The following is a 19,127-nucleotide window of genomic DNA, read 5'->3' as shown; positions in this document are numbered from 1 at the left end:
TTGTGATTAGTTACAACTTAAAATATCTGGTGAATTACAAATAACTGGTTGTGAATTGCTTTCATTTCGTGTAACTTTGTGATTAGTTACAACCAAGTATTGGGATAACTCGGGAGGACAAAGGTTGTGAATTGCTTTCATTTCGTGTAACTTTGTGATTAGTTACAACTCTACGAAGAAGAAAAAATACGCATCGCTGGTTGTGAATTGCTTTCATTTCGTGTAACTTTGTGATTAGTTACAACACACGGCAAGTATTTATTAGATAATTCATAGTTGTAAATTGCTTTCATTTCGTGTAACTTTGTGATTAGTTACAACTTTGAATATTTTCAGCACTCAACATTCCATGTTGTGAATTGCTTTCATTTCGTGTAACTTTGTGATTAGTTACAACAAGGATGATTTTAATATTAATATTATCACAGTTGTGAATTGCTTTCATTTCGTGTAACTTTGTGATTAGTTACAACTTAATTGCAAGACCGCCAAAGTCCTATTTAGTTGTGAATTGCTTTCATTTCGTGTAACTTTGTGATTAGTTACAACTGGTATAATGCGTTTGCTGATGAAACCTTTGTTGTGAATTGCTTTCATTTCGTGTAACTTTGTGATTAGTTACAACTTTCGTATTTGATGAAAATGACCCAAAAGTGTTGTGAATTGCTTTCATTTCGTGTAACTTTGTGATTAGTTACAACTTTCATTCGTTCGAGGATGAACACGATAAGGTTGTGAATTGCTTTCATTTCGTGTAACTTTGTGATTAGTTACAACTCTTCCCACCAAATAACATTAGCTCTATTAGTTGTGAATTGCTTTCATTTCGTGTAACTTTGTGATTAGTTACAACCTCCAGGTTCTCTTTTCTCACAAAATCAAGGTTGTGAATTGCTTTCATTTCGTGTAACTTTGTGATTAGTTACAACGAGCAGGTCCTATAAGAAATAGGCGTATGCGTTGTGAATTGCTTTCATTTCGTGTAACTTTGTGATTAGTTACAACAGTGGTTCAACCGTTGGGGCTGTTTGGTTTGTTGTGAATTGCTTTCATTTCGTGTAACTTTGTGATTAGTTACAACTTGTCGCTCATTCGCTCGTAGAGCGTAGCAGTTGTGAATTGCTTTCATTTCGTGTAACTTTGTGATTAGTTACAACCAAATATTTGATTTATCAAAGGATGAAAGGGTTGTGAATTGCTTTCATTTCGTGTAACTTTGTGATTAGTTACAACGTTGCACCTTGTATTTCTTCGCTTAATCCAGTTGTGAATTGCTTTCATTTCGTGTAACTTTGTGATTAGTTACAACCGCCGATTGGCAGGTACGATATAATCCATTGTTGTGAATTGCTTTCATTTCGTGTAACTTTGTGATTAGTTACAACTAAAACTACCGAGAGATATCGATAACCATCAGTTGTGAATTGCTTTCATTTCGTGTAACTTTGTGATTAGTTACAACAAGAAATCCCCGAGATTCAATACATCGACTGTTGTGAATTGCTTTCATTTCGTGTAACTTTGTGATTAGTTACAACAAGAAAGAACTTTGAGGGAGTGGCTGTACTGTTGTGAATTGCTTTCATTTCGTGTAACTTTGTGATTAGTTACAACTTTTAAAATCGATGAAAAAAACACAGGTAAGTTGTGAATTGCTTTCATTTCGTGTAACTTTGTGATTAGTTACAACGATATAATAAAAATAGCATTCATATAGCGTGTTGTGAATTGCTTTCATTTCGTGTAACTTTGTGATTAGTTACAACAGAACTCGCCGAGCAATTGAAAGAAAAGGAGTTGTGAATTGCTTTCATTTCGTGTAACTTTGTGATTAGTTACAACGTATCCTCCGCTAAATCTTCTAAGGCTTTTGTTGTGAATTGCTTTCATTTCGTGTAACTTTGTGATTAGTTACAACAGTAAAATGAAACAAACCAGTATCAACATTGTTGTGAATTGCTTTCATTTCGTGTAACTTTGTGATTAGTTACAACGTTAAATACAAAGTCTGCTACAAAAGTTTTGTTGTGAATTGCTTTCATTTCGTGTAACTTTGTGATTAGTTACAACTGCATTGAAATTCCGTTCAATGAAACTTCCGTTGTGAATTGCTTTCATTTCGTGTAACTTTGTGATTAGTTACAACCTCAAACAAAATAATCCTCTGATTAGTAGAGGATTATTTTTGTTTTTTAGAAATAGTTTTCCCGAGTACTTATTTGTTGTTTACAGAGGTTTTAAAGCATTTTTTTCATCCTAAAACAACTCTAATTGTTGGTAAGTAGGTGGCGGATCTTCTTTGGCTTGGGAATGAAAAATCTCTATATTCCCAAACTGCTTGTCGGTGATGGTCATCACCGCTACTTTTCCATACTTGGGCAACCAACTTCTCACGCGTTTGATGTGCACCTCAGCGTTTTCCCTACTCGGGCAATGCCGTATGTAAATGGAAAATTGAAATAGTGCAAAACCATCGTCTTCCAAGCGTTTTCGGAAGAGATTTGCCGCTTTTTGCATCGCTTTGGTCTCGGTTGGCAAGTCGTATAATACCATTACCCACATAATTCTATAGGCGTTAAATCTGTCTGCATTCATATTAATTTTGGATAGGAAATCAAGCGTTTTTCTCCTGTATAGCATTTATAAAGCGATGAGGCTGTTTGCTTTACACCTACCAATAAGGGGCGTAATTGGTCGTCTATCTTTACATCGCAAGTGGCTATCCTCAGAAAATAGGCTTTACATTCTTTGGTCAGTTCTTCGGCTTCGGGATTGTTTTCTAACCATTTGATAACCAAGAAGTCTACAAACGGACGATAGGGTTCCATCACGTCGTCTGCCAAGCAATAGGGATTGTATTTATTTCGATGAAAAATTCCCAATACAGGCAACAACCCCGTCTCCACCAAGGCTCTTGCTACAATACTTCTCAGTACCGAATAGCCAAAGTTAAAAAATTGATTGGGAGAGTTCCCAAAGCGTTCTCGTAGAAAATCAGGACTTATCAAATGTTTCCAATAGTGCTGTGCTGCAATACCTTCCATATTGGTAGTGTCGCCCGACTTTACTTGACCGAGGTACTCATACATCGGTTCGGCATAGTTGCCTAATTTTTCTAAAACGGCAATCTGATTGGCAATTTTACATTCTACGGTTTGCTTCCACAGTTGCTTTTTGAGGGGTTCGGAAACCTCCATTTGTTCTTTAATCCGTTGAGAATGGGTAGAATGTCCGTAAATGGGCAACATCATCCCGTGGGGTAAATGGTGGGCATCGCAACTAATCACCACCACATTGTTTCCCATCAGCCGCTGTATCAACTGATGGGAAATGGTGATTTGAAAATGATCGAGCATCAATAGCCCCAAGTCTTCCACTGGCACGCTTCCCTTTACCGATTTGCTCTCCGGACAAAGTATTTTCATCTGATTGTCTTGTAGTTTCAGATACGCAGGATTGCCGATGTAAATAGAACGGTAAAGCATAGTTTCATTGTTTTAGATTAATACTCCCCTACACTCACAATATCCCCTAAATGATTAATTCGAACTTTTACTACACCTCTTAAATATCCCGATGTAATACGCTTATAAATAATATTTTTCAATTCCATTTTAGAGTCTACTGTTGTCTCCAAATGATGTCTAAACCAATAATCCCCCTCTGAGATCTTCTGCACTCTAAACAAGTGTTTGCTTATCAACTTCTTATTTTTAGGGTCTGATAAATCTATTTCAGTAGAATTAAAACCAACCTCCTCATTTGGAAATACAAACATTTCGTTTTGTTTCATTGTAAATAAAAACTCCCAATCTAAATGCTGATTATATGTTTTATCCACAATTGGTAATCCCTGATTTGCTCTTACTACCGCTTCAAAAAACGAGACTACTTTTTCCTGTAAGTTACCTTTCCTATCTCGGTAAATCGCTATGTGATGATTATTTCCCGTACTGATATAATCTACCGGAATCGGATTTCCATTTTCATCTAATATTTCCTTGCCAAAATGGTCTTTCTTTGTGTGCAAGGCTTCTGCATTACTCACGCCACTTATAGTAACCCTCTTAATGGAAATTCCTTTTTCTTTATTGAGCCAAATCGGATTCTTATCCAAATCAGAAAAGGCTTTTTTATAATCTCCTCCAAAGGTCTTTAAACGGTTTTTCAATATCCTTTTAACCCCCTCGTCTAATACTTTTTCAATAGATTTTTCATCTTTGAAATTTTCGGGGGTAATATCCTTTCTAATAGAATAATCAGCTTCCAACCACACCAATTTCACTTTTTCAGGAAGTTGTTCTGTTTTAGCCTCATCTAAATATATTGGATTTTTAGCCAAAGCATTTTTACCCGTGAAAGCCTTCTTAGAATCATTGCCATTTTCTTCCAATCGTTTTTTAAGCAATGATTTATACAAAGGGTTTGCCACTTTTTCAATGGTTCCAATATCAAACTTAGCTCCTATTTTCTCTTCTTTTTGCACATAATAATGGTATTTTCCATAGACAGTCTCTTTATGCAATTGCCCACGAGGTGTTAGTGCTTCCTGTATTTTATTACTTCCTGAAATTTTATTTTTATTTCGGGTAACCACCTTATTTTTAGCTTTGTGAGAAATCAAAACAGCTTCTAAATGCTCTTTTGCAACTTGACGGAAATTCGGTATTGGAGCTTTGAACACTCTTTTCTCGTTCCCATCTTTATCCTTCACTTTTTCAGTTTCTTGATTCTGAATCCCCATAATATTCTGATGCTCTTTGTGTTGTTCATTTTTACGAGCATTTAAATAATTAAGATACTGAATATGATTATGTTTTGTAAAAGCCACAGTGAGAGCATCCATTGCGTGATGGCGATGGTCGTTTCTTTTTGTCCAATCGGTAATGACCTCTATTTGCTGTCCATATTTGCGTTCTTGCATTTCGGTCAGCCCTAATGCTTTGTATTTTGGCAAGTTAAGCTCTTTCATTACATTGACCAAATCCCAGTCTTCACGCAATTTATCAGTAATACTTCCCGATGTAGAAACCACATTACGAGCAATTTGCAATAACATTTCCTTCGCTTTTTTAGCAATATATTGTGTTTCTCGCAAATCTCTTTCAATAAATCCATCTCCTATTTCAGATGCTTTTTTGAGCAGTTTGTGATATTTTGCTTTGGTAATTACTTTCCGTTTGTATAAATCTTCAACTCGTGATAAATACTCTTCCAATTGCTTCTCTCCCAAACTTTCAATATAATCATAAGCTGTTTTTTCTCCTTTATTTAAATTATCTTGTCGATAACAAATTGTTTTGTTTGAAAAACTATCATCAAACAACCTTGATTTTGGAATAATATGCTCTATATCAATCTCCTTGCTAAATAATTTTTCTCTTGGAATATAAATATTCGTATACAAATCTTTATAGCCATTATCTTTGAGTTCCTCATACAAACGATAACGAACAATATCATTTTTAGTAGGATTTGGCAAACCAAATTCAGACTTCAAAACCTTGATTATCTTTTCATTTCTTGCTTTTCCTTCCCTCACTTGTGTATCCAAATCTTTGCGTTCTTCTGCATTCTTTTTCAATTCGCGAGCCAATTCTATTCGGATTTCATCAAACTTAAAATACTCTATGATATTTCCGTTTTCATCTTTTTTACTATGTTTCTTAATCAATTCATTCACTAAATTAACCATCTGATTCAGAATTTTTTCCACCACAGGCTGACGCAAACTATTCTTTTTCAGAACTTCCAAAGTATTTTTCAGTTCACGATTTTCATTTTCTTCTTTGGTAAGCGAATGTTTGGAATGACGATAACCAGCTAACTCACAAGCCTTACTGAATTGACTTTCTTTGATATACGGATAAATTTTTCGCATTGCTTTGGTAGAAAGATTTCCATAATCATCAGAAAAAACAATATTTGCCAAAATTTGAGAATGCTCTTTTCTGAAACCAAATTTATCCTCTAACAATTTATACAACAATTCATTACCGCTTTTTGAGTCATCCCCCTCGTAGGAGTATAGCAGGTGCCACAACTGATAGGCTGGCTGTTTTTCAAAATCTTTCCCGTCTAATTCTGCATTAAAATTCAGAATTTCCGTATTGATTTCCAAAGTATTAAAAATTTCCGAAACCAATTTTTTGATTTCCGAAGCTGCTACTTTCAAATCATCAAGTTCAACTTCATCTTTATTAGATTTTACGCGTAATAATTCTTTTACATCATATCCCTCTAAATCAAGTATTTTCAAATAAGCCTCATACAAAGCCTTATTAGTTCTATTCCCTTCAAGTTCAGAATAATAATTCATTTCCCACTCTTTGGCAGAATAACCTAAAAGTTCTAAACAATAATCAGATGTTAAATTACCTTTAAGGTTTAGTTCGCCAAACAATAACTCTTTCTGCTCCAAACTCAATTCAATAATTTGCTTCTCTTCCTCAAATAGCAAAGGCTGATTTTTGGAAACAGTTCTCTTTTTGCTTCCCTTTTTACGAACTAAAACATTATTAAGGGTTTGCCAAATTTTAAACTCTTGGAACAACGGTGAAGATTTTGGAGCCACTTTTGCACCAACTAATTTCATTACTGGCTTGTCACTTTTTACAACAAGATTTCCCTTCTTATCTTTTAAAGCAATTTCCTTGCTTTCAAATTCACAAAAACTAACCAATGATTTTTGAGATTTTAGCTTTCGCTGGTAGAAAATGACCACATCGCGAAGTTCTTTTTTCAACTCATCAGTCAGTATTTGAGGATAAAAAGCAACTTGTGTATTCCAAATCTGTTCAAATTCATCAAGATAATCTTGACGATAAAACACCTGATTTTTCAACGAGGTATGAGGATTGTTCTGTATCTGTTTCCAAAGATATTGCCCTACAGTTTCTTGATTGAAATACAATTCTTTACTCCTGTCGGATATAGCTCCCAAATAACCACTTGAATTGTTGAGATTACTATTTATTTCGGTTATCACAAAAGCCAATTCCTCTTTAGATAATTCTTTCGAAACAGCATCAGCCCTCCATTGATATGCTTGTAATTTTTTTTCTTCTCTATTACCTTTATTTTGAGCAGTATATATTTGATATTTTGCTAAAAACAAAGCACTTGTCGCCCTTTGCCCTTTTCCTTTTAGTTCTGTATAAAATTCATCTGTCAAAATATCCGAATGAAAATGCTTCTGAAACTCCCAAACTTTATCCAATTCCGATTGTAAATCCGAACGATAATAATCTGGTAATGACTTTTTCCCCTCTTTCAATAATTGTAAAGACAACTGTCCAGTCGTAAGATTTTCTTCATATAATCGCTTTGCAATAGCCATTCCATCAATCAATTGCCCTTCATCTTCATTTTTAGCTTTTCGGCTACTTTTATACCCTCTTTTTTTATTGATAGCCAAGAAAACACGAGCTAACTCCTCCAATGTAACTTTCTCTTTTGCCGACTTTGCTCTTAATTTCAGTGTCTCAAAAGTTGTTCCTTTACCATTTTCAGTCAAAATACTCTCGTCCGAAATCAATTGATGTTCTTTTAAAATAACCATCAACTCTTCTCTACGCAGTTTATAGCGTTGTAGATTGCGTCTAGCCCCTCGTTTCAGCGTTCTATCTGCATTGGTAGAAATAGGTTTCCCTTTCTCAAAGTTTGTTTTTTCATCTACCGTTAAAGGATTTACCCTTACCCCCAACTCTACAATTTCTGATTGCACCGAACTATCTTGTGCTTCTTTCACATAAGCCCAACCAATGCTATTGGTTCCTAAATCAAGACCGAGAATATGTTTATGTTTCATGTGCTGATATTTTTTTTCGCTGAATTTACAAAAAAGAATTTTGTAGTACAAAAATTTTATTTTAATTTTGTTTCCGAAAGCAATTTACAATAAGGATTATTCCGTTGTGAAAACATTTGGATTGCCTCTTGTCCATAACTAGGAGGCTTTTTATTTTACATAAAAAAAGCGAAGCTTTGCTCCACTTTTTAACCCAACACCCTATTTAGATTTTTTAGCTTTAATCATCTGTTCCAGAGTATCCCACATTTCTTGAGGAATCGCCTCCAGCATATTAAACTCTCCTGCTCCTTGCAACCATTCGCCTCCATCTATGGTAACCACTTCACCATTCATATATGCAGAATAATCAGAAACCAAATATGCTGCTAGATTGGCTAACTCCTGATGCTCTCCTACTCTTCTCAGTGGTACTTTTTTCTTCATATCAAATTGCTCAGCTAAATCACCTGGCAACAATCGCTCCCAAGCTCCTTTGGTAGGAAATGGTCCCGGAGCAATCGCATTAAATCGAATACCATACTTTGCCCACTCTACCGCCAAACTCCGCGTCATTGCCAATACTCCCGCTTTGGCACAAGCTGATGGCACTACATACGCTGACCCCGTCCAAGAATAAGTGGTAACTATATTCAGCACCGTGCCTAGCTTCTTGTGTTCTATCCAATATTTCCCAATGGAAAGCGTACAGTTCTTAGTCCCTTTTAAGACGATATCCAATATAGAGTCAAACGCGGTGTGTGTCAATCTTTCCGTGGGTGTAATAAAATTTCCCGCCGCATTATTCAGTAAAACATCTATGGTTCCAAAAGCTTCCAATGCAGCTTGCTTCATTACTTCTACCTCATCCCAGTTTCGCACATCACACGCTACTGCAAGCACCTCACCACCTGTTTCTTTCTCTAATTCTGATGCGGTATTTTGCAACTTTTCCAAATTCCGAGAAGTAATTACCACCTTGGCTCCAAGCTGTAAAAAATAACGCGTCATCGCCTTTCCCAGACCACTTCCACCACCTGTTACCACGATAACCTTTCCTTTCAATGCGTCTTCACGCAACATTCCTTCTATATATTTCATTTTTTTGTTTTTAAAGTTAAGCATTTTAGACCAATCTCTGTTATTTTTTTATATTCCGTGAATAATACTTTCCCCAAACGAGAATTTTTGTACAAAAAAAGTCCGACAACAATGCCGAACTTTCCATTTCTTTCTTAATTACAAACTTTCTATAGTCTCCTTCAGCTGAGCCCAGCTACCGCCATTATAGCCATCTTTCAATCCCTGTGAGGTAAGATATTCTAAGGCTTTACCGCTTCTATTGCCGCTTCTACAAAAAATCACTACTGGTTTCCCGAGAGACAGAAACTCCTCTTTACGGTCTTCTACTTCTCCTAAAGGAATATTTTTTGCTCCTACAATTTCCCCATCCATTTCTAATTCTAAAGGTTCACGAACATCCACTAGCTCGTAGTTTCCAGACTTAAGTACATCTAATAATTCCATCGTTTTCTATTTTTGAATATTATTTTAAAACAAAAGTATAAAATTATTAGTTTTGCACCGTTATAAAATGCTACAAAACTCAGAAAAATACACAAAATTGATTAAAGAAAAGGCAAAGAAATTTGGCTTTATGAGTTGTGGCATTTCAAAAGCTGGCTTTTTAGAAGAAGACGCCCCTGCCTTGGAGCATTTTCTGAACAACCACTTCCACGGCGAAATGGCATATATGGAAAACCATTTTGACAAACGCCTAAATCCTCAACTTCTGGTGGAAGGCTCTAAATCTGTAATTTCCTTGGCTTACAATTATTTTCCGAAGGAAAACATTAACACATTGGACAATTTCAAGATTTCAAAATACGCTTATGCCCAAGATTATCACGAGGTCATCAAAGAAATTTTACGGGAAATGGTTGCAGAGCTGCAAGAAGAGATTGGCGAGTTTCAGTTCAGGATATTTGTGGACTCCGCACCCGTCTTGGAAAGAAGCTGGGCAAGGAAATCTGGCATAGGCTGGGTAGGAAAAAATGCCAATCTCATCACCAAACAGCGTGGGTCTTTCTTTTTCTTGGCAGAGATTATTTGCGACCTTGTTCTGGAGACAGATATCCCCGTGGCAGACCACTGCGGACGATGCAGGAAATGTATCGATGCTTGCCCCACAGGTGCCATTGTTTCGGAGAAAATTATTGATGGGAGCAAGTGCATCTCCTACGCTACCATAGAGCTGAAAAACGAAATCCCAGACAGCTTTAAAAACAAAATGGAAGACTGGATGTTTGGGTGTGACATTTGCCAAGATGTATGCCCTTGGAATAGATTTTCCACACCGCATCAGCAACCTAAGTTTGAGCCTAACGCTTTTTTAAAATCTTATACCAAAAGAGAATGGCGAGAAATAACGCAGGAATTATTTTCTGAAATCTTTAGAAAAAGTCCCGTAAAACGAACCAAATTCTCTGGATTAAAACGCAATATTGATTTTTTAGACCAACTTTAAATTATAAAACAATGAAAAACGAACAATTCTGTAAAAATCTTCGCAATTACAATAGGCTATATCTAAACTTCATAAAATACATTGATGAAAGTATAGAAAAAAATTTCCACAGAAGCTTACAAACTGATAAAAACCTATACGATGTATAGCTATAATAATGCGTTTAGAAACAAAAAAGTAGGCATAGTTTTCTTTTACTTGAACTAATTAATAAAGCACTAAAAAAAGTAAAGAAAAAAAATTAGTAATATAAGCCTTATTTTATAAATTTAGCATCCTAAACTTCAATACAAATAACTTAAACCTAATACGGATTATAAAAAAATAATTATGGGACAAGAACACAATCATTCACATAATGCCAATAGAAAGGTTTTAAAATTCAGCTTAATTATCATTTCTACTTATATGCTAGTGGAAGTAATCGGAGGGCTAATTACCAACAGTCTTTCTTTACTTGCAGATGCTGGACATATGCTCAGTGATGCTATTTCAATTTTGATAGCCCTCATTGCATTTAAAATAAGTAGTAAAGTAGCAAATTATCGTAAAACCTATGGATATAAACGATTTGAAATTTTAGCGGCTATTATTAATGGTACTACCTTAATTTTAATATCTTTTTATATCATTTATGAAGCTGTGGATAGATTTAGAAATCCACCAGATGTTATATCTTCTGGAATGTTAATTATTGCCTTTATTGGGTTATTAATCAATATATTCGTCGCTTGGATTATGATGAAAGGAGGTGATATAAAAGAAAATCTAAATATGCGTGGTGCTTATTTACATGTCATCAGCGATATGTTAGGGTCATTCGGAGCAATTATAGCTGCTCTTTTGATTATGGCGTTTGATTGGAAATGGGCTGATCCTCTGGCTAGTATTATAGTTTCAATTTTAGTTCTAAGAAGCGGATATTTTATTACAAAATCTTCCATTCATATTCTAATGGAAGGTACTCCTACAAATGTAGATATGGACAATGTAATTCAAACAATACAAGAAACTAATAGCATTGTAAGCATTCATGATTTACATATTTGGACAATTACAAATGGACTAAATGCTCTGAGTTGCCATGTTGTAATTGATGGAAATATAACATTGCAAGAAAGCGAAAAAATACTACGCGATATAGAACACAAATTAGAACATTTGAACATTCAACATATGACCATTCAACTTGAATCTTCTAATCATAATCATAACAACTCTATACTATGTAGTATAAAAGCTACCTCTTTGACGCATTCTCATCATCACTAAACCAATCTACCACATTACTGAATATATAAAATATGTAACTTAACAAACTTTAACGGCTGTATATTTTTAGATTTCAGTAATAATTATGATATTTGCGAATTGAATTAAACAGATAGAATGAAAAGAATTTTTGCAACATCATTCATTGCTTTAGGAGCGTTGTTCCACGCACAATCCATTGGAAATTCGCCTTATGCCGCATTCGGACTTGGAGATGTAAAATATGACAATACTATAGATATTACTGCGATGGGTGGTATTTCTACAGCGTATATCTCTGACCTTAACAACAAGTTCAACTTCTCTAACCCAGCTGCCAATGGAAATTTAGGACTCACCTCATTTAACATTGAAACAACGAATGAGAATAATTTTTTCAAATCCAACTATCAGGATATGAAATCCACCAAACATTCTACCTACCTCTCTAATATCTCGGTGGCGTTTCCGCTTTCACAGAAGCTAAAATTCGGACTAGGATACCAGCCTTACAGCTCTAAAACCTACGAAATCAGTACCAGCAAAGCCATAGACGAAACCACCACCCAATACAACGCCTTCCACGGCAAAGGCTCCATCTCTACTGTACAAGCGGCACTAGCATACAACATTAGCGAAGCTTTAGCTGTGGGATTCAGAACCAATTTCTACTTCGGTAAAATCTACGATACAGAGGAGCTTACCTTCTCCAATGTAGAACTAATCAACGGCTATGAAACCAGCAATAAAGTAAAATCTTTCAATTTTACAGCAGGTACTACCTATCAAAAAAAGCTGAAAAATGATAGAAAATTTACCGTAGGAGCTACTTACACCTTTGGTACAACAGGCGAAATGGAAACCCAGTTTACCAACAGCACCTATTACTATAGCACTTCTACCACGCCACAAAACCGCTCTATCATAGAGCAAACCACCAGCAATAGCAAAAACCTGATTCCACAACAAGGGTCTTTGGGTATTGGCTATGGGCACGATGGCAAATGGTTCTATAGCACACAGATAGACTTCAAAAAAGGCGGAGAATTTCTTTTCCTAGGGCAGCCAATGGGCTATGCGGATGCTTATCGTATTGCTGCTGGTGGATGGATTTTACCCAACTATAATAATTTTAGAAATTATTTCTCTCGCGTTATTTATCGCTTCGGAGCATATTATGAGAAAGGCAATCTCAGCATTACACCTGCCAACTCCACCTCCTCTACCAATGTTAATAAATTTGCCCTTACAGGAGGGCTTACCCTACCATTCGCCAATAGCCCTATCAACAGAATGAACAGCATCGATTTGGGCTTTGAAGTAGGTAAAAGAGGAACCCTAAACAATAATATGATTAGCCAGACTTTTGTTAATTTTAAACTAGGACTCAACTTCGCCGATAAGTGGTTCCAAAAACGCCAATACGATTAATAGAAACTATGATGGCTTTGCCTAAAATATACCTGAAAAATATAGCAATCCTCTTGGGATGTGCTATATTTTTTATGGCTTGCGATGAAAGTCTATCCAATAATTCTAAAAAAAAGAAAACCAACTTCCCCTCCCAAGTCATCTACAAAGCAGATATGATAAAGCACGATTCTGGAATGGTGAGCCTAAGATTTAAAGCTCCTATTATAGAGAAATACGAGCTTATAGACTCCCCGTATGTGGAAGCTAGAAAAGGCATCTATCTGGAATATTTTGATAAAAAAAATCCTAAAACTCCAGGTAAAATATGGGCAAACTACGCCCGCCTCAATGAACTGCGAGATTTCTATACCGCCAAGGGCAATGTAAAAATCCGCACCAGCGAAGGGCAGTTTTTTGCCACCCAAAGTATCTATTGGGACAAACGAAACAGAAAAATGTACACGCAAGACACCGTTTTCGTAACCGATAAAGACGGCTCAATCCTTGTGGGAGCCAATGGTATGGTAGCCAAAGATGATTTTTCAGAATATATGTTTTATAACAATTCGGGAAGTTTCCCATCTAAGCAAATCCCAACCGCTGGGAAGTAGTTTTGAGTTATAAGTGCTGAGTTTTGAGTTTTTTTTGAAGAAAGAAGAAAGAGAAAAAAAACTCTTAACCTTATATCTTTATAACTTTCTAACCTCCAATATCTAACCTCCAACCTCTAATATCTAACCTCCAACCCCTAACTTCTAAAACTTCAAACCTTGAATTCTAAAATCTTTCACGCCATCGGTCTAATGTCTGGCACCAGTTTAGATGGGCTAGATATTTGCTACACTGCTTTTCGCAGAAATGAGAACAATGCTTGGAATTTCAATATCTTAAAAGCGGAAACCCTACCCTATCCTCCTAAATGGAAACAATTACTAGAACAAGCTTTCCTAATGCCCGCCTCTCAGTTGATGGCACTCCATTCCGAATATGGTTTTTACCTTGCCGAAACGGTACAGAAGTTTATCCAACAGCATCACATCAGTCAGGTAGATGTCATCGCATCGCACGGACATACCGTATTTCATCAGCCCGAAAAAAAATATACGCTACAGATTGGTGATGGCAGAGCCATTTATATCATCAATAACATTCCTACAACCTACGATTTCCGAAGCCAAGATGTGCTAATGGGTGGCAATGGAGCCCCTTTAGTTCCCATTGGTGATGAACTTTTATTTTCAGAATATGATGCCTGTCTAAACATTGGAGGCTTTTCCAATATCTCATTGAAACAACAAGATCAACGCATCGCTTTTGACATCTGCCCCGTGAATATCGTTCTGAATTTTTTCGCTCAAATCCTGAATAAAAACTACGATGATGATGGAAATCTGGCTCGGCAAGGGGAAATCAACCTAGAAATACTAAATCAACTCAATGAACTAAAATTTTATTCAGCTAAAGGAGCCAAATCCTTGGGAAGGGAATGGATTGAAACCGAAATCCTTCCAAAGCTGAAAACTCTAAATCCAAAAGATGCCTTGGCAACCGCTACAGAACACGCTGCCATAAAAATAGCCCAGTCGATTGAAGAACATCAACTAGGCAATGTATTGATAACGGGTGGAGGGGCTTACAATGGTTTTCTCATTGAAAAAATTAAAGAAAAAACTTCCTCATCTATCATCATCCCCTCCCGAGAGGTGATTGATTTTAAGGAAGCTCTTATTTTTGCATTAATGGGCATTCTAAGACTCCAAAACGAGAATAATGTCTTAGCATCAGCTACAGGAAGCTCTCAAGACCATTGCTCTGGAATTTTGGTTAGATACTAGAGGTTAGATATTAGAGGTTGGAAGTTAGATATTAGAGAGTTAATGGTTAGTTTATAGTTGTTGGTTGAAAACTCAAAATTCAGCACTCAACACTTAAACTCACCCCTCAAAACTCAATTTCTACAGCTGCTCTATCTTATCGGTAAGGGTATTGATGAAGTTTTGCAAAGGTTTCTCCACCATCATTTTAATAAATGGATTAAATTGTCCTTCAAAAAGCAATTGCACTTCCGTTTGCTGGTCGTTCAGAGCATTCATTTGCCCTTTCAACGCAAAATCCAAACTAGAGCTGGCAGACTTTAAAACCACTTGCTGTGCCGAAACCTCATCTATCTTCAAGGCAATCTCTGGCATTCCTTTTAATCCGAATTTAAATCCATTCTCAGATGCTTCAAATTTCTGCAATCCTTCTGGCATTAGATGTTCATAATCCTTGGGATTTTTCAGCATTTCTACCAATTCTGCTACCGATTTATTGACAACTATTTTTCTTCCTTCTAAATTCATTTTTCTTATTTTTGCAATGTTAATAAAATTATCCTACAAATGTATAAAGTTTTTGTGAACGAAAAAAAATTAATCCTAAGTCAGCATCCCGTGGCTATTGAAAAAAATCTTCGTTTCGAAGACGCTTCTACATTGGAAATAGCTATTGATTTGCTTGCCAATACTTCTTGTACAGAGGTGGCAGTGCATTGCGAGGACATAGACTCTCTCTGGAAAAAGTTTGCTAAAATGTTCAAAATCATAGAAGCAGCTGGAGGTATTGTCACCAATCAGGAAAGGAAAATACTCTTCATCCATCGTCTTGGGAAATGGGATTTACCTAAAGGAAAAATAGAAAAGGGAGAGTCTATAGAGCAGGCTGCCTTACGCGAAGTGGAAGAAGAAACTGCCTTGAAAGATTTAACGCTAGAACATTTCATCAGCCACACATACCATATCTACACAGAGCGAGATGGCAAGCAAGTACTGAAAATTACCCATTGGTTTAAAATGAATTACAACGGGACTGATACTCCTATTCCTCAGACAGAAGAAGGCATCACCGAAGCCACTTGGAAAAATCAGTCTGAAATCTTGACCGATGTATTCCCTAAGACTTTCAAAAACATTCAATTAATATTAGAAGAATCACAGCTTTTAAACTAATTTCATCGTTTTTTGAATAAATTTGCAACAAACTAAAAATACCGAAAGCCTCATCGCCCTCGGTATTTTTTACTTTTACAAATATTCAATTATTTTTTCTAAAGCTATCCCTCTTGAACCTTTCAAAAGAATACTCTGGGTATCTATGGAATGTTTTTGAAGATAATCTATCAATTCCGTTGTCGTTTTAAAATTATTATTCGTCACCTCTGCAAATTCCTTTCCTACAGTAATGATAGTTTCAAAATTCAACGATTGAGCCAAAGCAAGTATCGCCCGATGTTCTGCAAGACTTTCCTCTCCCAATTCTAGCATATCGCCCATTATCACAGTTTTGCTTCCTTCAAAACTTTTAAAATTCTGAAGCGATGCTGCCATACTGCTCGGGTTAGCATTATAAGTATCCAACACCAGCGTTTTGCCATCTTTCACCATCACCTGCGAACGCATATTGGTAGGCGTGTAGCCTTCTATGGCGTGTTTTATTTGTTGAAATGAAAGCCCAAAATGAAAACCTAAGCTCGCTGCCGCACAAAGGTTGGTAAAATTATAATTTCCCGTAAGATGAGACTGTGCCACCTCTCCTTTAAACCCTAAGCCCACGAAATTATCCTCCGCCAATTGCTCAAAATAGTAATCAGCATCGGGAGTTCCAAAGGAAATGACTGGAGCATAATGTCCTACTCTTTCTTTTTGCAAATCATCGTTCAAATTCAGTAAAATGGTCTGATGGTTTTGTTTCAAATAATCATATAGTTCTGATTTTCCTTTAATTACACCCTCAAACCCTCCAAAACCCTCCAAATGAGCTTTTCCAAAATTGGTGATATAGCCAATATTGGGTTGTGCCAGTTCACAAAGTTCTTGGATTTCTTTCTGATGGTTGGCTCCCATTTCCACCACGGCAATATCGTGTTCGGGTTTTATGGAAAGTAGCGTAAGCGGTACGCCGATATGGTTATTGAGATTTCCGAAAGTAAATTGTACCTTGTATTTCTGCGACAGCACCGCACTGATGAGCTCTTTTGTAGTGGTCTTTCCATTGCTTCCCGTAAGCCCTATGATAGGGATTTTCAACTGCTGGCGGTGAAATTGACTCAGCTCCTGCAAAAATGTCAAAGTAGATGGCGTGTAGAATATATTTTTGTCTAAATTCTCATATTCTTTTTGCTCTACGATGGCTGCCAAAGCTCCTTTTTCAATGGCTTGTTCTGCCAAGGTAGCAGCATTAAAATTCTCCCCTGAAAAGGCAAAAAATATATCTTTCGGCTCTATCTTTCGGCTATCTATGGTAACTTTACCACATTGCTGATAAAGGCTATAAAACTCTTGTACATTCATTTCCCAAAAATAAAAATCCTCCCTAAGACTAGGAAGGATTTTATCAATTATTTTTCAAAAATTATCTTTTTGTTCTGCCTTTGTTGTTAGACTTAGCATCTTGAGCTACACGGAAACCAATCCAGCCATACGCTTTAGACTCGTCTCTGTATCTTCTTTGTCCTGGATCTAGCCAATAAGCTGTATCCATCCAAGAGCCTCCTTTCACCACTCTCACTTCATTAGAAACCTGAGAGGTTCTAGTTCTGTTATCTTTCTGCAATTTCACTCTACCCTTACCATCTACCACAAAGCGTTTCACAGGAGAGTTGTACATAGAATACTGCGATGAGCTATCCGCTTCTCTACCGTAGCCTGCTTCCAGAGAGGACATAAAATCTCCATCACGGTAGTTTCTGTCATCTTGCACTACTTCTCTTTGGTACTGCCCAGGTAAACCTCTGTACACCAATCTTCCATCTGCAAGGGTATCATACTTCACATTGTTACCATCTATGGTTTGATAGGTTCCATCTTCATTGCGTACTTTCTGCTGTACTACATTACCTCTATAATAGTTGAAATCATTTCCTTCTTGGTCTATAATTGGTCTATAAACATCGGCAACCCATTCGGATACATTACCATACATACCGTAGATTCCAAGGTCATTAGAAGGATATTGTCTCACATCAGAAGTGATGGCTGCTCCGTCATTTTTCCAACCTGATGTACCAGAATAATCACCTCGTCCGTACTTAAAGTTTTCTAGGAACATTCCTCTATTTCTACCTTTTCTACCTCTAAGTTCTTCCACCAACGGTTTTTTCTCCATATAGTTATTATACTCTCTATTTTTAGAAAGTCCTAGTGCTGCAAACTCCCATTCTACCTCGGTAGGCAATCTGAATTTTTCTACCACACCAGAAGTAGCATTTCTATTGGCTGCTAAAATTCTTTGGTTAGAAGTTTTAATTCCTGTAGCTCTCTGAGCCCTTTGCTGGTTGATGTAATCTTGCATCGCAGGGTCATTAGCCTTATATTTATCCAATGTAAAAGAACTTTGCCCTTGGTTATTAGCATCATTAGCATACAAATCTTTTGAAATAACCCCTTTATCCATCAAGGCTTTTTCATTGGCTCTATCGGTAAGCCATTCACAATATCTAGAGGCTTGAAGCCAAGACACCCCCACTACTGGATAATAATCAAACTCTGGAGAGCGGAAATAAGTTTCTGCAAAATCATTTCTAGAAAGCTTATTATTCCACACCAAAGTATCTGGCAGTGCCCCATTATAGATGTCTTTGAAGCTAGGGTCAGAAGGTGGAAATACATACTTTAGCCAAGTAACATACTCGCGGTATTCGTAATTGGTAATTTCCGTTTCACCGATGAAAAATGAGCTCACTTGCATTCTTCGTGGGCTATTGTTCCAATCGTGCATTACATCATCTTTTACCAATCCCATAGTGAAAGTTCCTCCTTCCACATAGACCATTCCTGGCCATCCTTTTTGTTTTTCTTGTTTTCCAGAGAAAAACCATCCATTTTTATCATTCGGTTTCCAACCTGTTTTACTGGTAAAACGCTTGGTTCCACCACCGCTCTTGGTATTGCCACCGCCACAGCTTACCAATAGTAACGCTGTGCCTAAAGCCATCATTGAAAACAGTTTACTTTTTTTCATATCTCGATATACAAAATTTCAAAATGCAAAGAAAATATAAAAAATCTACATAACCATAAAGTTGGCAGACTTTTTTAAGCAAAACGAAATTTCAGTTTTTTTATTTTGTGATATATCAAAATTTTATTTTTTTCGTTTATTTTGTAGTCG

General features: G+C 36.5%; 15 protein-coding genes and 1 CRISPR repeat array (1 of these 16 only partly in view). Of the genes, 7 read left to right on the top strand and 8 right to left on the bottom strand.

Annotation, left to right across the window (positions count from 1 at the left end; all coding sequences use genetic code 11):
- Positions 1 to 2,146: direct repeats of the CRISPR family, unit length 46 nt; unit sequence GTTGTGAATTGCTTTCATTTCGTGTAACTTTGTGATTAGTTACAAC; it reaches 1,929 nt to the left of the window's first position.
- Between the two features lie 110 nt (positions 2,147 to 2,256).
- From cas2 to ACFFUE_RS09355, 5 genes are all read right to left on the bottom strand, one after another.
- On the bottom strand, positions 2,257 to 2,595 hold the full coding sequence (gene cas2, locus ACFFUE_RS09375) for a CRISPR-associated endonuclease Cas2 (RefSeq protein WP_376834729.1): 339 nt from the start codon (positions 2,593 to 2,595) through the stop codon (positions 2,257 to 2,259).
- Positions 2,592 to 3,485, bottom strand: a complete 894-nt coding sequence (gene cas1, locus ACFFUE_RS09370) for a type II CRISPR-associated endonuclease Cas1 (RefSeq protein WP_376834726.1) — start codon at positions 3,483 to 3,485, stop codon at positions 2,592 to 2,594. Before cas1 ends, cas2 begins: the two co-directional genes overlap by 4 nt.
- Positions 3,486 to 3,502: 17 nt before the next feature.
- Positions 3,503 to 7,810 (bottom strand): type II CRISPR RNA-guided endonuclease Cas9, encoded by a 4,308-nt coding sequence (gene cas9 / locus ACFFUE_RS09365; protein ID WP_376834724.1) that lies wholly within the window; start codon positions 7,808 to 7,810, stop codon positions 3,503 to 3,505.
- A gap of 201 nt (positions 7,811 to 8,011) precedes the next feature.
- The gene (locus tag ACFFUE_RS09360; protein WP_376834722.1) at positions 8,012 to 8,890 is read right to left on the bottom strand and encodes an SDR family oxidoreductase; all 879 of its coding nucleotides are present in this window, start codon (positions 8,888 to 8,890) and stop codon (positions 8,012 to 8,014) included.
- A 138-nt stretch (positions 8,891 to 9,028) separates the two neighbouring features.
- A complete protein-coding gene (locus ACFFUE_RS09355) occupies positions 9,029 to 9,316 on the bottom strand; it encodes a rhodanese-like domain-containing protein (RefSeq protein WP_376834720.1) in 288 nt (95 codons plus the stop codon).
- A gap of 67 nt (positions 9,317 to 9,383) precedes the next feature.
- Between ACFFUE_RS09355 and queG the strand changes: the two genes are divergently transcribed.
- From queG to ACFFUE_RS09325, 6 genes are all read left to right on the top strand, one after another.
- Entirely contained in the window at positions 9,384 to 10,316 is a 933-nt protein-coding gene (gene queG, locus ACFFUE_RS09350; RefSeq protein ID WP_376834718.1) for a tRNA epoxyqueuosine(34) reductase QueG, read from the top strand.
- 11 nt (positions 10,317 to 10,327) lie between these two features.
- On the top strand, positions 10,328 to 10,465 hold the full coding sequence (locus ACFFUE_RS09345; protein ID WP_376834716.1) for a hypothetical protein: 138 nt from the start codon (positions 10,328 to 10,330) through the stop codon (positions 10,463 to 10,465).
- Positions 10,466 to 10,646: 181 nt separating this feature from the next.
- Positions 10,647 to 11,588: a cation diffusion facilitator family transporter gene (locus tag ACFFUE_RS09340; protein WP_376834714.1), complete on the top strand. Its 942-nt coding sequence runs from the start codon at positions 10,647 to 10,649 to the stop codon at positions 11,586 to 11,588.
- A 117-nt stretch (positions 11,589 to 11,705) separates the two neighbouring features.
- Positions 11,706 to 12,998, top strand: coding sequence for a BamG family beta-barrel-assembly machinery protein (bamG, locus tag ACFFUE_RS09335; RefSeq protein WP_376834712.1), 1,293 nt, complete (start codon positions 11,706 to 11,708; stop codon positions 12,996 to 12,998).
- An 8-nt stretch (positions 12,999 to 13,006) separates the two neighbouring features.
- Entirely contained in the window at positions 13,007 to 13,591 is a 585-nt protein-coding gene (gene lptC, locus ACFFUE_RS09330; protein ID WP_327984894.1) for an LPS export ABC transporter periplasmic protein LptC, read from the top strand.
- Positions 13,592 to 13,750: 159 nt separating this feature from the next.
- Positions 13,751 to 14,815, top strand: a complete 1,065-nt coding sequence (locus tag ACFFUE_RS09325) for an anhydro-N-acetylmuramic acid kinase (protein ID WP_376834710.1) — start codon at positions 13,751 to 13,753, stop codon at positions 14,813 to 14,815.
- Positions 14,816 to 14,935: 120 nt separating this feature from the next.
- On the opposite strand, the gene ACFFUE_RS09320 is transcribed toward ACFFUE_RS09325, so the two are convergent.
- The gene (locus tag ACFFUE_RS09320) at positions 14,936 to 15,322 is read right to left on the bottom strand and encodes an SRPBCC domain-containing protein (protein ID WP_327984896.1); all 387 of its coding nucleotides are present in this window, start codon (positions 15,320 to 15,322) and stop codon (positions 14,936 to 14,938) included.
- A 39-nt stretch (positions 15,323 to 15,361) separates the two neighbouring features.
- Between ACFFUE_RS09320 and ACFFUE_RS09315 the strand changes: the two genes are divergently transcribed.
- Positions 15,362 to 15,967: an NUDIX hydrolase gene (locus ACFFUE_RS09315; RefSeq protein WP_376834708.1), complete on the top strand. Its 606-nt coding sequence runs from the start codon at positions 15,362 to 15,364 to the stop codon at positions 15,965 to 15,967.
- A gap of 75 nt (positions 15,968 to 16,042) precedes the next feature.
- On the opposite strand, the gene ACFFUE_RS09310 is transcribed toward ACFFUE_RS09315, so the two are convergent.
- A complete protein-coding gene (locus ACFFUE_RS09310; RefSeq protein ID WP_376834706.1) occupies positions 16,043 to 17,308 on the bottom strand; it encodes a UDP-N-acetylmuramoyl-tripeptide--D-alanyl-D-alanine ligase in 1,266 nt (421 codons plus the stop codon).
- Between the two features lie 61 nt (positions 17,309 to 17,369).
- Positions 17,370 to 18,977, bottom strand: a complete 1,608-nt coding sequence (gene gldJ / locus ACFFUE_RS09305; protein WP_327984900.1) for a gliding motility lipoprotein GldJ — start codon at positions 18,975 to 18,977, stop codon at positions 17,370 to 17,372.
- Between the last annotated feature and the right edge of the window lie 150 nt (positions 18,978 to 19,127).

This window comes from Bergeyella porcorum, from assembly GCF_042427575.1.
GTDB lineage: Bacteria > Bacteroidota > Bacteroidia > Flavobacteriales > Weeksellaceae > Bergeyella > Bergeyella porcorum.
This window is presented reverse-complemented; position numbering and strand designations above follow the sequence as displayed.